A 14,187-nucleotide genomic window follows, 5' to 3' on the forward strand; every position below is an offset into this window, starting at 1 on the left:
TTTATAAAACCAAAAGCTATGAAAAAAATTATACTTTTAGTATCGCTATTCTTGTCAATATTGGCTTCGGCTCAACAACAAACGGTGGCAAATACGATTAGCCCTAATCCTTTTGAAGAAACCACATCGATTACCATAACTATTAGCGGAAGTTCTGTAGATGAAGCGGCTTGGGGAATTTCTGATCATTCTTTGTATCTGTGGGCTTGGTCTTATGATACGAATGATGCTAACAGTTTAGATTGTCCGACAAATGGTTCATGGACATCATCAAATGAAGCTAATAAATTAACCTACACTGCAGGTGCAGATATCTATAGAATTACATTTACTCCAAATACCTTTTACAATAGAAACGGAATTGGCAGAATAGGGTTCTTGGTAAAAGCAAAAGATGGAACCGGTGATAAAAAATCTCAAGATAATTATATCGAAGTTGGTGCGTACCAAGTTACATTAAATTCACCCGCAGAAAATGGTTCTACAATTATTTCTTCAGGTGGAAGTTTGAATATAGCAGCTACTAATACCGGTGGAAATGCCAGTTATGTATTGAAAGCAAACGGTACAACTTTAAACACAAATGCTGCCACTTCCAGTTACTCGTTTAATCATACGAACATTACAGGAAATCAAAATTATGAATTGCTCGTAACCCAAGGAACCACTGTAATTACTAAAAAGTTCAGTGCTATAGTGAATCCAAATGTGGTTAGTGAGGCAATGCCTGCTGGTTTACAAGATGGAATAAATTACAATACTGCCGATGCTACAAAAGCAACTTTAGTTTTGGATGCGCCATTCAAAGATTTTGTTTACGTAGCAGGAAGTTTCAATAGTTGGCAGCCTACAGCTACTTATGCGATGAAAAAAGATCCTGCTACGGGAAAATTTTGGTTAGAATTAACCGGATTGGTTTCAGGTACAAATTACACCTATCAGTATTGGGTAGTTGATGCAACACCTATTGCAGGAACGCCTTCATTAGTGAAAACTGCTGATCCATATTCGACTCTTGTTTTGTCTCCTTATGATGATCCTTTTATTCCGGCTACTAATTATCCAAATCTTCCGGTTTATCCAGTAGGTCAAGACAGAGAAGTAACGGTATTGCAAACTGGGAAAACAGCTTATGCTTGGAGTAGCGCCACCACAAATTTTATTAAACCAGAAAAAGAAAAACTGGTTGTTTATGAATTGTTGGTTCGTGATTTTGATGCCAATAGGAGCTATCAAGACTTGATTAATAAAATCGATTATTTCAAAAATTTGAAAGTAAATGCTATTGAGTTGATGCCTGTGATGGAATATGAAGGCAATGAAAGTTGGGGATACAATACCTCTTTTCACATGGCTTTGGATAAATTCTACGGTACTTCTGATAAGTTAAAAGAGTTTGTGGATTTATGCCATCAAAACGGAATTGCCGTTATTCTTGATATCGCACTGAATCATGCTTTTGGAAGAAATCCAATGGTGCGCATGTGGATGAACGATGCAGACGGAGATGGTTGGGGTTCTCCTTCTACAGAAAATCCATATTTTAACTCAACAGCAATGCACAGTTATAATGTTGGGGAAGATTTTAATCATCAACAGCCAAGAACACAAAACTATGTGCAGCGTGTCATTAAACAATGGGTAGAAGAATATAAAATTGACGGATTTCGTTGGGATTTAACCAAAGGATTTACTCAAAATTGTCCTGCTAATGTTACTGGTGGTCAAGAAGCTTGCACTGGTGTTAAACAACAAGATCGAGTGGATGTATTGCGAAAATATGCTGATTATTCTTGGAGTTTAGACCCAACACATTATACTATTTTTGAACACTTAGGGAATGATGATGAAGAGCAACTTTGGGCGAATTACAGAATTACAGGTGAGTCTGATGGAATTAGTAAGGGAATTATGATGTGGGGAATAATGACCAGTCAATACAATGAATTGTCTATGGGATATTCTGGAAATATTTCTCGCATGAATAGTACGAGCAGAGGCTTTACCACAAATAGATTGATTGGTTATGCCGAAAGTCATGATGAAGAACGACTAATGTATAAAAATTTACAATTCGGGAATAGTGCCAATGCAGCCCATAATGTAAAAACACTAAATGTAGCTTTGTCTAGAATGTCAGCAATTGGAGCTGTCTCTTTATTGGTTCCAGGACCAAAGATGATTTGGCACTTTGGGGAATTAGGTTGGGAAAATTCTATTTTTGCGTGTAACAATGGAACGGTAAACACGTCGTCCGATGCAATATCTGGGGATTGTAAATTAGATACAAAACAGCAACCGCAATGGGTTAATAATTGGCTTGGAGATACCAATAGAAGTAAAATTTATAACGATTGGTCCAAAATGATTACGATGAAAACGGTAGAGCCTGTTTTTTCAGGAACTGCAACTATGTCGAATACCAGTTCGTTGTATCCAAATATCAAAATTACCAATAGTGCTTTGGCGTCAAGCCAACTTAAAGATGTTTTGATCTTGGCTAATTTTAATGTAACCACGCAAAATGTAGCAACTGGATTTCCTTACACGGGACAGTGGTATAATTTGATGGATAATACAACAATTACGGTGACTAATGTAAATGACCCGATAACAATTCCGCCAGGTGAATACCGAATCTATGGAAACAAAACGGCTTCTTTGGCAATAACTGATTACGAAAAATTACCAACGATTGCGTTGTATCCAAATCCGGCTTCCAGTTATTTTACTTTAAATGCTACAACTTCTAAAGTTCAAATTTTTTCTATAACAGGACAATTGGTAAAAACGTTTGATGCAAATCAATCAGAAGGACATCAATATATAATTAGTGATTTGAATCAAGGGTTTTATATAGTAAAAGCGTATAATGAGAATAATGGAGTTCAGGTATTGAAGTTTATTAAGGAATAATACGGTTTGTTTGTTTTGTTTTAAATGTTTGAAAGGCTGTCTCTACCAAGACAGCCTTTTTTGTATAAAAAAAACTGCTCCATAAATGGAACAGTTTTCAACAAATTACTACAACTAAAAAAAACTATATTTTACCATCTTTGATTTCATCCACAATTTCAGGATTCAATAATGTTGAGATGTCACCAAAATTTGAATAATCTCCCTCGGCAATCTTACGCAGAATCCTACGCATGATTTTTCCAGAACGGGTTTTTGGTAAACCGGAAACAAACTGGATTTTGTCCAATTTTGCAATGGGTCCAATATGGTCAGATATGTGTTGGTTGATTTCTTTACTCAGGTTTTCTCTATCGCGATATTCCCCCGTTTCTTTAAGAATTACAAAACCATACAAGGCATTTCCTTTGATGTCATGTGGGAAGCCAACAATAGCACTTTCGGCAACTGCAGGATGCTCGTTGATGGCATCTTCAATAGGAGCAGTTCCCAGATTATGTCCGGAAACAATAACCACATCATCTACGCGACCCGTGATTCTGTAATACCCAACTTCGTCACGCAAAGCGCCGTCTCCAGTGAAATATTTACCTGGAAAGGTAGAAAAATACGTGTCTTTATAACGCTGGTGATCGCCCCAAATGGTTCTTGCAATTCCGGGCCAAGGGAATTTAATACATAAACTTCCAGTAACCTGATTGCCTTCGATTTCATTGCGCTTTTCGTCCATCAAAACAGGTTGGATTCCCGGTAATGGTAATGAAGCATAAGTAGGTTTTGTTGGCGTTACAAATGCAATTGGCGAAATCATAATTCCTCCGGTTTCCGTTTGCCACCAAGTGTCCACGACTGGACATTTCTTGTCTCCTACGTGGTTGTTGTACCAGTGCCAAGCTTCCTCATTGATGGGTTCTCCCACTGATCCAATCACTTTCAAAGAAGTTAATTGGTAGCGTTGCACGTATTCGATGCTTTCTTTTGCCAAAGCTCTAATGGCTGTTGGTGCCGTGTAAAACTGAGTAACTTTATGCTTTTCGATGGTTTGCCAAAAACGACTGAAATCTGGATAGGATGGAACACCTTCGAAAATTACCGTAGTAGCTCCGTTCAATAACGGCCCGTAAAGAATATAAGAATGTCCGGTAATCCAGCCAATATCAGCGGTACACCAGAAAATATCATTGTCTTCATAATTAAAAACGTTCTTAAAGGTATAGGCGGAATACACCATATAACCCGCTGTAGTGTGTACCATTCCTTTTGGTTTTCCGGTAGAACCGGAAGTATAAAGGATGAACAAAGGATCTTCTGCATCCATGATTTCAGCTACATTATTATCAGAAGCTTGGTCTAAAAGTGGTTGCAACCATTGGTCACGACCTTCTTTCATGTTGATAGTTGAGTTGATTCTTTTAGCCACAAAAACATTCTCCACACAAGGACAATTCAATAAGGCTTCATCAACAATACTTTTTAAATCAATCGTTTTGTTCCCGCGATAACCACCATCTGAAGTGATTACCATTTTGCATTCGCTGTCGTTGATTCTTGCTGCAACTGCCGAAGCGGAAAATCCTGCAAAAACAACCGAGTGAATGGCTCCAATTCTGGCACATGCCAAAGTGGTAATCGCTAATTCAGGAATCATTGGCAAGTAAATACAAACACGATCTCCTTTTTGTATGCCTTGTTCTTTTAAGACATTTGCCATTTTGCAAACACGTTCGTACAACTCATTATACGAAATATGCAAAGCTTCTTCATTTGGATCATTTGGTTCAAAAATGATAGCTGTTTTATCTCCTTTTTTGGCAAGATGCCTGTCGATACAGTTTTTTACAATGTTTACTTTTGCATTGGTAAACCATTTTATATCGGCTTCAGCCATATTAAAATCGACTACTTTATCCCATTCTTGGTACCAAGTAAAATTTTCAGACGCGACTTTGTCCCAGAATTTTTTGGGTTCACGAACTGATTTTTTGTAATGTTTGAAGTATTCTTCTAAATTGTTAATTTTATAGTAACTCATGATTATTGATAAATTTTATAAATTATAAACGCCTATTTTATACTTTTTTAATGTGGTAACGATTTCTTCGACAATGGATTCGTCATCAATGGTGGATGGAATCTGGAATTCCTCGCCATCGGTAATGCTGCGCATCAGTTTTCGCAGGATTTTCCCCGAGCGCGTTTTTGGTAATCTCTGTACAATCACTACATTTCTCAATGAAGCAACTGCCCCAATTTGGTGTCGAACCAGTTTAATTATTTCTTGTTCCAATTGATAATGTTCGATGTCATCTCCTGATTTGGTTACCACCAAAGCCAAAGGAATTTGTCCTTTCAGCTCATCTTGAATTCCAATAACAGCGCATTCAGCCACGGAATGATGGGAAGCAACAACTTCTTCCATTTCAGCCGTTGACAATCGATGTCCCGCAACATTTATCACGTCATCCGTTCTTCCGGTGATGAAAATATAACCCTCTTCATCTTTATAGCCTCCATCGCCAGACAAATAATAGCCGTCAAATTTGCTGAAATATCCAGCTTTGAAACGTGCTTCGTTTTCCCAAATACCCAACATATTTCCCGGGGGTAATGGCAGTTTTACAACTACCAAACCTTCTTCATTGGCTTTTAGTTCGTCGCCGTTTTCATTAAAAATCCGAATGTCATACCCACAAACTGCTTTTGTGGCAGAACCAGATTTCACCGGCATTTTTTCAATACCAAGAGAATTGGCAATCATTGGCCAGCCGGATTCTGTTTGCCACCAATGGTCAATTACAGGAATAGGAATGTGTTGTTGGTACCATTCTAATGTGGCATTGTCACAACGTTCTCCCGCTAAAAATTGGTTTTTAAGAGCGCTCAAATCATATTGTTTGATGAATTCTCCGTCAGGATCTTCTTTTTTGATGGCTCTGATGGCGGTTGGAGCGGTAAACATGGTACCCACTTTATGCTCCGAAATTATTCTCCAAAACGTACTTGCATCAGGAGTTTTTATGGGTTTTCCTTCAAAAATTATGGTTGTATTTCGGTTTAATAGCGGCCCGTAAAGAATGTAGCTGTGCCCAACTGCCCAACCCATATCTGATGCTGCCCAAAAAGTCTCATCTTCTTTTACATTATAAATGTATTTCATCGAAAATTTCAATGCGACGGCATAACCACCGGTATCTCTTACAATTCCTTTCGGTTTTCCCGTAGTGCCGGAGGTGTATAAAATATACAGTGGATGATTGGAGTTCAAAGGAACACAAGGGGTTTCTTCGGACCCGTAAACTAATGCATCGTAATCCACATCATACTTCTTAAACGGAATTCTAGCGCCTAATTTTCTATTAAAAACGATTACTTTTTTTGGTCGGTGCGAAGCAAGTTCAATGGCCTCGTCGACCAAAGGTTTGTAAGCAATTAATCGGTCTATTTCAATCCCGGATGATGCTGTTATGATTGCTCGTGGTTTGCAATCATCGATTCTGATGGCCAATTCATGTGGCGCAAAACCTCCAAAAACAACCGAATGAATCACTCCAATTCTCGCGCAAGCCAACATCGCAAAAGCAGTTTGAGGAATCATTGGCATGTAAATTATGGCAGTATCTCCCTTTTTCAATCCTAGCGACTGCATACCTCCTGCGAGTTTTGCCACTTCGGTTTTTACCTCTGAGTAGGTGTATTTTTTTATAGTTTGTGTTACTGGAGAATCATAAATAAAGGCGGTTTGATCGCCATATCCGTCTTGAATATGTTTGTCTAATGCGAGATAACAAATGTTCAATTCGCCATCTTTGTACCAAAGCGGATATCCATTTTCATCTTTCGACAAAATCGTTTCCGGTTTGTTGTACCATTCAATTTCATCGGCCTGTGCTGCCCAAAATGCTTCTGGTTGGTCGATGCTTCGGGTATAAATTTCTTCGTATTTCATGGTGTTGAATTTGTTCTTTATTGAATTAAATCCTGTACTTGTTCTACTAATTTTTTGACTGAAAAAGGCTTGACCACATATAAATTTGCACCTAATGAAAGTCCTTTTTCAATGTGTTTTTCTTTGTTTTTTGCTGAAAGGAAAATGACTTTGCAATGCCGCAATCGTTCGTCTTTTTTTATTTGTTCCAATGTGGCAAAACCATCAACCATGGGCATCATCACATCCAGAATAATCACATCTGGAAGTTGTACTTCTAAAATATCTAAAGCCTCTTGGCCGTCGCGTGCTATAAAAACTTCAAAATTGTTCTTTTTGAAAGTATATTCCAGAGCCATTACAATATTTGGCTCGTCATCTACAATTAAAATCTTCTTCATTTTTAACTATTTTCTGTTGTATTATAATTGGGTAATGTAAAGATGAAAGTGGCTCCGTCAGTTACATTGTTTTCACTCCAAATGCTTCCTTTATGGTGTTCTATAATTTGTTTGCAAATGGCTAATCCTAATCCGCTTCCTACTGGTTTCTTGATATTCTGGTTTCTGGATTGATAGAATTTATCAAAAATTGCTTCAGCATCTTCTTCTTTAATGATTTTACCATTATTGTGAATTTTTACTTCTATATTGGTTTCATTTTCAAGTATCGAAATAGCTATTTTTCCATTTGTTTCTGAACAAAATTTTATGGCATTCGACAACAAATTATGAATCACCTGAACAATTCGTTCTTCGTCATAAAAAGCTCTTATTACCTTGTTCGAATCATCAAATTCAATGCTTATTTTTTTGTTTTTAATTAATTGATTTAAGGATTCTAAGGTGTTTTTAATGGTTTTTGTAATGTTATTTTTAGACAAATAAATTTTTTGTTTTCCAGTTTCAAATTTTTCTAAATCCAGAATTTTATCAATTAAACGATTCAAACGATCGGACTCCGATATGATGTTTTGCAAAAACTGCTTTCTCAACTTCTCCGGAATGTCGTCATCATCATGAAGAATTTCGCTCGCTGCACGAATGGCGGTTATTGGTGTTCTCAATTCATGGGTAACAGTGTCTAGAAATTCATCTTTTTGGATGTCTTTATTGACGAGTTCTTGATTCGCATTTTTGAGTTGTTCTGATATTTTTTTTAATTCATTCGAAGTGTCCGTCAACTTCTTGTTGATGATGATGTTTTCTTTGGATTCCTCCAAAATTCGCAATACTTCGGGCAAGCTGATTTTGTCTTCTTTGACTACGCTCGATATTAATATTTTGGCGGAAGCCGTACCAATATGTCCTGTCAATAAATTCTCGGCAAACTTTATAAATCGGGCATCGGCAGTCGTAATATTTTTATCGATGTTGTATTTTAAATTGAAAATAGTCAAAGCTCGTTTTGTTCGGTCTTCGCCAAGAAAGCGCTGCAACACTTTTTGAATATCCGAGATGTAAGCAGTTCCTTTCCACACAAAAGCGTTTTCGTGATTGGTGATGTATTTGTCAATATCCACAAACATTTCGGCATAATTACGTTCTCTGTAATTTCCTTTGAAACTCACCGATACTGCAGCATAACTCATGATGTTAATCAATAAGCTCCAAAAAACAGCATGCGGAATAGGCTCTAAATAATCCAATCCAAAAAGTTGAAATGGCTTTAAGAGGGAAATGCCCCATGGTCCTTCGGTAACAAAAAGACTGACTGAATTAGTCATTCCGGTTGCATACGGAATTAGTAAGGTATAAAAGCAAACAGCAAATCCGAAAATGATTCCTGTGATAGCACCATTTTTTGAGCCTCGTCGCCAAAAGATAGCGCCAAAAAAGGAGGGCCCTAATTGGGCAATGACTACAAATGCTACTAAGCCTATTGAAACCAGTGAATAGTCTAGAATAAATAATCTGTAGATGGCATAGGCCAAAATAATTAGAGAAAAAATTCCGATTTTACGACTGTTTACGATGCGTTTGTTGTTTTTTTCTTGCGACGAATTTTCTAAGGAACCTATAAAGCCATACGGAATCAAGAAGTTGTTACTTAACATAGTGGCTAGAGATATAGACGAAACGATAATCATTGAAATCGCTGCAGAAAATCCACCCAGAAAAACCATCACTGTCAATACATTATTGTCAAAAAACTGTGGAATCAATAAGGAATACGTATCAGAATTATGTCCTTTGCCTTCAAAAAGAATGTTGCCGCCCCAAGCTATTGGAAAAACAAAAAGGTTGAAAAGTAGCAGGTACAATGGAAAAAGCCAAATGGCAGTTCGAATGTGGCTTTCTTTATTGTTCTCGACAATCGCCGTGTGGAATTGTCTTGGCAAAAGGAAAATAGCAAACATGGATAGAATACAAAGGAAGAACCAGTTGATTCCGTTTGTAATGCCACCAATCGTATTTTTTTTGTCAAAATCCTTGAGGACAGCCGCTTTTTGATAAATATCATCAAAACCGTCAAAAACAAAATAGGTAACATAAATCCCCACAATCAAAAAGAAAACTAACTTAAGGATAGATTCCATGGCTACGGCAGTTACTATTCCGCGTCTTTTCTCAGATGCATCAACATATTTAGTTCCATAGTAAGATGCAAAAAGGGCTAGAGCAAGACATACGTAGGTTGTAGTATCAGTAAAAATATTTGAACTTGCTTGTGTTTTTGTAACAATATGAAAGGTATCTGATATCGATTTAAGTTGTAAGGAAATGTAGGGTAAAATTCCAGAAATACAAACTATGGTAACTAATGCTCCCAGAAATCTACTGTTTCCGTATCGTAAAGAAATAAAATCTGCAATGCTGGAAATTTTATTTACTCTCGAAATTCGGATAATTTTCTTAAGAATAATCATCCACGTTGGGATAATTAATATGGGGCCTAAATAAATGGGTAAATAACTCAAACCAGATTCTGCAGCAACACCGATACTTCCGTAATAGGTCCAGGCTGTACAATATACGGCTAATGAAAAGGAATAAATGTATGGATTATTTGTCCATTTAGAATGGCTTCTTTTTTCGGACCAATAGGCAATGTAAAAAAGAATCGACAAATAAAGCACCAATATTAATAAGAGTCCAATGCTATTCATAATATCTTTTTATGATTAGGTACGATATGGCGATTGAAAACAGCCAAGCCGAGAAGATATAAATGTAGATGATTGGGAATCCAAAAAGTGGTTTTGAACTGTCAAATAACAGCAAGAGTGGTACGTTCAAAGCTAATAACATTAGCATTGAAAGTATAACCAACTTTTGTTCATGTCTCTTTTTCATAAGAAGATGCAGTTTGCTTTTCAGCGGTATTGCTTTCGCTTTTTAAAGATTCTGTTGTTGAATCTTTATGTTTAAAAAAAATAAACAATCTCTGCAATTACATGCAGAGACTGTCTATTGTGGCAATTTAATTATTTTTTTTCATCATAATCACCCATTAAGGAAAAATACCCAAAGGTTCCTAATCCTAAAACGATTAATGGTGTAAGTATAAAAAGGATGATAATCCCGAATACTAGATCCTCTTGTTTTCCTGACATAAATTTTGGCAATCCAAAAGTGAAGATGCAAAAATACGCTGCAGCAGCAGCACAAGCAATCCAAACTAATCCTAAAACTCTTTTTATTTGATTCATAGCTGTGTTTTTTATACGTGAGCGTTTTTGTCTTTATTTTTAATGTAAACCATTCCAACTACAAAGCTGATAGCAGCAATAACAATTGGATACCAAAGTCCTTCCAAGTAAAACTCCGGATGGCCTAAGTCTTTTGCATTGGTCACAAAATAGGTTGAAATAGCAGGAAGTAACCCTCCAAAAATTCCATTTCCTACGTGATATGGCAATGACATTGATGTGTATCTAATTTTTACCGGGAACATTTCAACCAAGAATGCTGCAATAGGTCCATAAACCATCGTTACAAATATTACTTGTACAAATACTAGAAATATCAAAGCCCAATTGTCACTAGAGTTAATTTTAATAGTGGTTTTGGTATCCACTTTTGGTTTACCATCCACAACTATTACTGCTCCGTTTTCTAAATGTACGGTTTTTATTTCTTGAAAAGTAGTTCCATCCACATACTCTTTGTTAGTCGTATAGATAGAATCCATGGTTTGCTTTTTATTTTCTTTCAATTCAGCAAGTACCGTAGTTTTTTCGACCATTTCGGTTTTGTTTTTCACCGATGTGGTTTCGTACATTTGTTTGTAGATTGGTCTGTATAATAAAATGGCCAATAACATTCCGCCCATCATAATGTATTTTCTACCTACTTTATCACTTAACCAACCGAAAAATACGAAAAATGGGGTTCCAATAATTAAAGCAATTCCTAATAAAGTATCCACTTGAGAGGAGTCAATGGCCATTACTGTTTTCATGAAATTCATTGCATAAAACTGACCAGTATACCAAACAACACCTTGTCCCATTGTAGCTCCAAATAAAGCCAATAACACAAATTTCATATTGTAACGATTTCCAAAACTTTCTTTCAAAGGATTTGTACTTGTTTTTCCTTCGCTTTTAGCTTTGGCGAAAACAGGTGATTCATCCATGTTTTTACGAATCAAATACGAAACTCCAACCATAACGATGGATAACCAAAACGGAACTCTCCATCCCCATTCATCAAATTGTTCTGGTGTTAAGATATTTCTTGTAGCAAGAATTACCATTAAAGAGATGAACAAACCAACTGTTGCGGTAGTCTGAATCCAAGAAGTCCAATATCCTCTTTGTCCTACTGGTGCATGCTCGGCCACATATGTTGCGGCTCCGCCATATTCACCACCCAAAGCAAGACCTTGAAGCAAACGAAGAATTAATACTAATAAAGGTGCCATGAATCCAATGGTTTCATAACTCGGGATACAACCTATCAGGAATGTCGCCCCACCCATTAATAAAAGCGTAACCATGAACGTGTATTTTCTTCCAATTAAATCGCCTAATCTACCAAAGAAAAGAGCTCCGAAAGGACGAACTACGAATCCAGCTGCAAATGTTGCCAAAGTTGACAAGAAAGCTGCTGTAGGATTATCTGAAGGGAAAAATTTAGTTGAAATAACAACGGCTAAACTTCCAAAGATGTAGAAATCATACCATTCGATCATTGTACCCATTGAGGATGCGGAAATGACTTTCCAAATTCCTTTTGTTGATTTTGTACTCATAAATTTATATTTTTTAAAATTGGTTTATAGATAGATTTGAATTTGTACTATGAAGTCTCCCAATGATCCAGAACGAGTTGTTGGAGCGGTATAAACAGGTCTAGTAGAATATTGTGCTGTTATTTTTGCATGATGGCCGTCTATAAAAAAGTTAGATCCTACATCAAATTGAGTGCTTGATTGTTCTAAAGCATCAAAGTTTTTATAAGTAACAGCTCCAAATGGTTGAATACGAACTTTAGGTTTCGCCTCTTTGTTAGGCAATAATATTCCGGCTTGTGTGTACCATATGTTTCCGGATCCTATTGTAGGTTGTGCATTTCCAGCTCCTGCAATTGCTCTGCTTCCTGCGAAATTAGGATCTACTGATCCAATATTCATGATACCAACATTACGCAAATAATTAGGTCCAAAATCATAATCATACAGTACACTATATCCCGTTAAAGCCATTTTATTTTCTTTTTTTCCTACTGGTAAATCAAGGAACACATCAGCTGAAAAAAGTTTGATATCATGCTTGTTGACAGTTCCGTTTACAGATGATCTTGTCGCGTCAGGAGCGGTGTAAAAACCAGCACCTACATTGAATACTTTTTTGGTTCCTAAATAACTCCCCACTTTAAAAGGCAGTACGTTTGCTTCTTGCTCTAGAAACTGATATTCAAAATAACCAGCTTTTGACCATTTTGTCATTCCGCTATTATCAACGGCTACAGCATTTTCAGCAGTCGTTACATTGGTAGGAACTAGGTTTGTAGCATATGGTTTATTATAGCTCAAACGGTACTCTAATTTACCATATTTTCCTTTTGCAAATAACCCCACTTGTCTCGCAAATTGATCTGAGTTTTCAATTAATGGCCAGTTAAAAATAGGCGCATCAATAGTTAAGAAGTTAAGTGTAGAAGCCATCGTTAAGCGGGATAATCCCATGTAATAATGCAATCCAGCACCTAATGACATGCTAAATTTTTTCTCTTTTTGTGGTAATACAACCGCATATTCGTTCCAAGCATCATGGAAAAATAAACCAGGTTTTTTGCCGGCTCCATATCCACCCGTTCCAGAGGTCCCTGCCGCTCCACCATTGATGAAAGTTTGGTTATTAATCCCAAAATGGGTTACAATCATGTATCTTTTTGATATTTGTGCGTAGGCGAGAAAGCGCAAACGTCGGTTACCAATGTCTGTTGCGGTCGAAGTTGCTTCGCCACCTATCATGGTTCCAGGATTCATTTGAGCAGAGCGCATCCAAATTTGGTTCCATGCAATTACACGCATGAATTTTGAACCATCTTCGTTCAAATTGAATTTCATCCCGCTGCCATAATCTGTGGAGCCTTGTGAAAAACCTTTTAGGGACAATAAGAGTACTGCCGCTATAAAAAATATTTTTTTCATAAATAAAAGTTTGGTTATTAAATGGTTGGTTAATAAAGTGCCAAATTCTATTATTTTATTCTGAAAAAAAATTTAGATATATTTCTGTGTAAATGTATATAGTTAATCTTTAAATCTTTCCCATTTTATAAGCATAAACTTATCTCCAAGTTCTGTTATTATCATACCTGCTCCGGACAGTAATTGTTTGTTTTTTAAATATTCTACCAGTTCTAAGTGGCTAAAAATCTTATAGGTAGGATGATAGTTGGCGTGAGAAGGTTTTTTTATATTGAAGGTCTTTACCCAGTTGCTTACGGTCACGTGGGAAACCCCAATAATTCGCTCAATTTCACGAAAACTCAACCCTTCAAGGTAGAGTTGCAATGCCTTGGTTACATAGTAATCATCGATCTTTTTGCCTATTTTATTTACCGTAAAAAAATAATTACATTTTTTACATAAATACCTTTGTTTGCTGTTAATTATGCCACTTTTTATAATGTGGTTGTTTTGGCATTTCGGACACGTTAAAAGTTCCATATATATAAATTTTGCATAAATATAGTAATTTAGCAACTATATAAAAGAGAATTGTATAATAAAATCGTTTTAAATTTATGAAAGGTGCATTTTTATTAAAAAAAATGTATGTGTTTGGTAAATTTTATCCTTTTTGAAATAAAGCCAAGCTTAGAATCTTAAATGTGTTTTGAAATCGTTTTGTTTACAATAGTATCTTTTGGATGTCGTAATAACGTTGT

9 protein-coding genes are annotated in these 14,187 nt (G+C 36.4%); 1 reads left to right on the forward strand and 8 read right to left on the reverse strand.

Annotated features, from left to right (window positions below; translation table 11 throughout):
• Window positions 1-18 precede the first annotated feature (18 nt).
• Entirely contained in the window at window positions 19-2,916 is a 2,898-nt protein-coding gene (locus ACNQF8_RS05945) for an alpha-amylase family glycosyl hydrolase (protein ID WP_417953056.1), read from the forward strand.
• A gap of 124 nt (window positions 2,917-3,040) precedes the next feature.
• Here ACNQF8_RS05945 and acs read toward each other — a convergent pair whose 3' ends face one another.
• From acs to ACNQF8_RS05985, 8 genes are all read right to left on the reverse strand, one after another.
• Window positions 3,041-4,948: an acetate--CoA ligase gene (gene acs / locus ACNQF8_RS05950; protein WP_417953057.1), complete on the reverse strand. Its 1,908-nt coding sequence runs from the start codon at window positions 4,946-4,948 to the stop codon at window positions 3,041-3,043.
• A 15-nt stretch (window positions 4,949-4,963) separates the two neighbouring features.
• Window positions 4,964-6,883, reverse strand: a complete 1,920-nt coding sequence (locus ACNQF8_RS05955; RefSeq protein WP_417953098.1) for an acetate--CoA ligase — start codon at window positions 6,881-6,883, stop codon at window positions 4,964-4,966.
• The gene (locus ACNQF8_RS05960) at window positions 6,880-7,242 is read right to left on the reverse strand and encodes a response regulator transcription factor (protein ID WP_315208579.1); all 363 of its coding nucleotides are present in this window, start codon (window positions 7,240-7,242) and stop codon (window positions 6,880-6,882) included. The genes ACNQF8_RS05955 and ACNQF8_RS05960 overlap by 4 nt, the downstream gene beginning before the upstream one ends.
• 2 nt (window positions 7,243-7,244) lie before the next feature.
• Window positions 7,245-9,950 (reverse strand): ATP-binding protein, encoded by a 2,706-nt coding sequence (locus ACNQF8_RS05965; RefSeq protein ID WP_417951170.1) that lies wholly within the window; start codon window positions 9,948-9,950, stop codon window positions 7,245-7,247.
• Window positions 9,951-10,268: 318 nt separating this feature from the next.
• A complete protein-coding gene (locus ACNQF8_RS05970; protein WP_417951171.1) occupies window positions 10,269-10,493 on the reverse strand; it encodes a DUF6814 family protein in 225 nt (74 codons plus the stop codon).
• Window positions 10,494-10,504: 11 nt separating this feature from the next.
• Entirely contained in the window at window positions 10,505-12,040 is a 1,536-nt protein-coding gene (locus ACNQF8_RS05975) for an MFS transporter (protein ID WP_417953058.1), read from the reverse strand.
• Window positions 12,041-12,064: 24 nt separating this feature from the next.
• Window positions 12,065-13,444: a porin gene (locus ACNQF8_RS05980; RefSeq protein ID WP_417951173.1), complete on the reverse strand. Its 1,380-nt coding sequence runs from the start codon at window positions 13,442-13,444 to the stop codon at window positions 12,065-12,067.
• 102 nt (window positions 13,445-13,546) lie between these two features.
• On the reverse strand, window positions 13,547-13,966 hold the full coding sequence (locus ACNQF8_RS05985; protein ID WP_315208593.1) for an IS1/IS1595 family N-terminal zinc-binding domain-containing protein: 420 nt from the start codon (window positions 13,964-13,966) through the stop codon (window positions 13,547-13,549).
• Between the last annotated feature and the right edge of the window lie 221 nt (window positions 13,967-14,187).

It is taken from the genome of Flavobacterium labens (genome assembly GCF_048286755.1).
GTDB lineage: Bacteria > Bacteroidota > Bacteroidia > Flavobacteriales > Flavobacteriaceae > Flavobacterium.

Bases quoted from the DNA above. Each gene is read 5' to 3' on its own strand.
- ACNQF8_RS05975 (WP_417953058.1), bottom strand. From the start codon at position 12,040: ATGAGTACAAAATCAACAAAAGGAATTTGGAAAGTCATTTCCGCATCC.
- ACNQF8_RS05965 (WP_417951170.1), bottom strand. From the start codon at position 9,950: ATGAATAGCATTGGACTCTTATTAATATTGGTGCTTTATTTGTCGATT.
- ACNQF8_RS05980 (WP_417951173.1), bottom strand. From the start codon at position 13,444: ATGAAAAAAATATTTTTTATAGCGGCAGTACTCTTATTGTCCCTAAAA.
- ACNQF8_RS05985 (WP_315208593.1), bottom strand. From the start codon at position 13,966: ATGGAACTTTTAACGTGTCCGAAATGCCAAAACAACCACATTATAAAA.
- ACNQF8_RS05945 (WP_417953056.1), top strand. From the start codon at position 19: ATGAAAAAAATTATACTTTTAGTATCGCTATTCTTGTCAATATTGGCT.
- ACNQF8_RS05970 (WP_417951171.1), bottom strand. From the start codon at position 10,493: ATGAATCAAATAAAAAGAGTTTTAGGATTAGTTTGGATTGCTTGTGCT.
- acs (WP_417953057.1), bottom strand. From the start codon at position 4,948: ATGAGTTACTATAAAATTAACAATTTAGAAGAATACTTCAAACATTAC.
- ACNQF8_RS05960 (WP_315208579.1), bottom strand. From the start codon at position 7,242: ATGAAGAAGATTTTAATTGTAGATGACGAGCCAAATATTGTAATGGCT.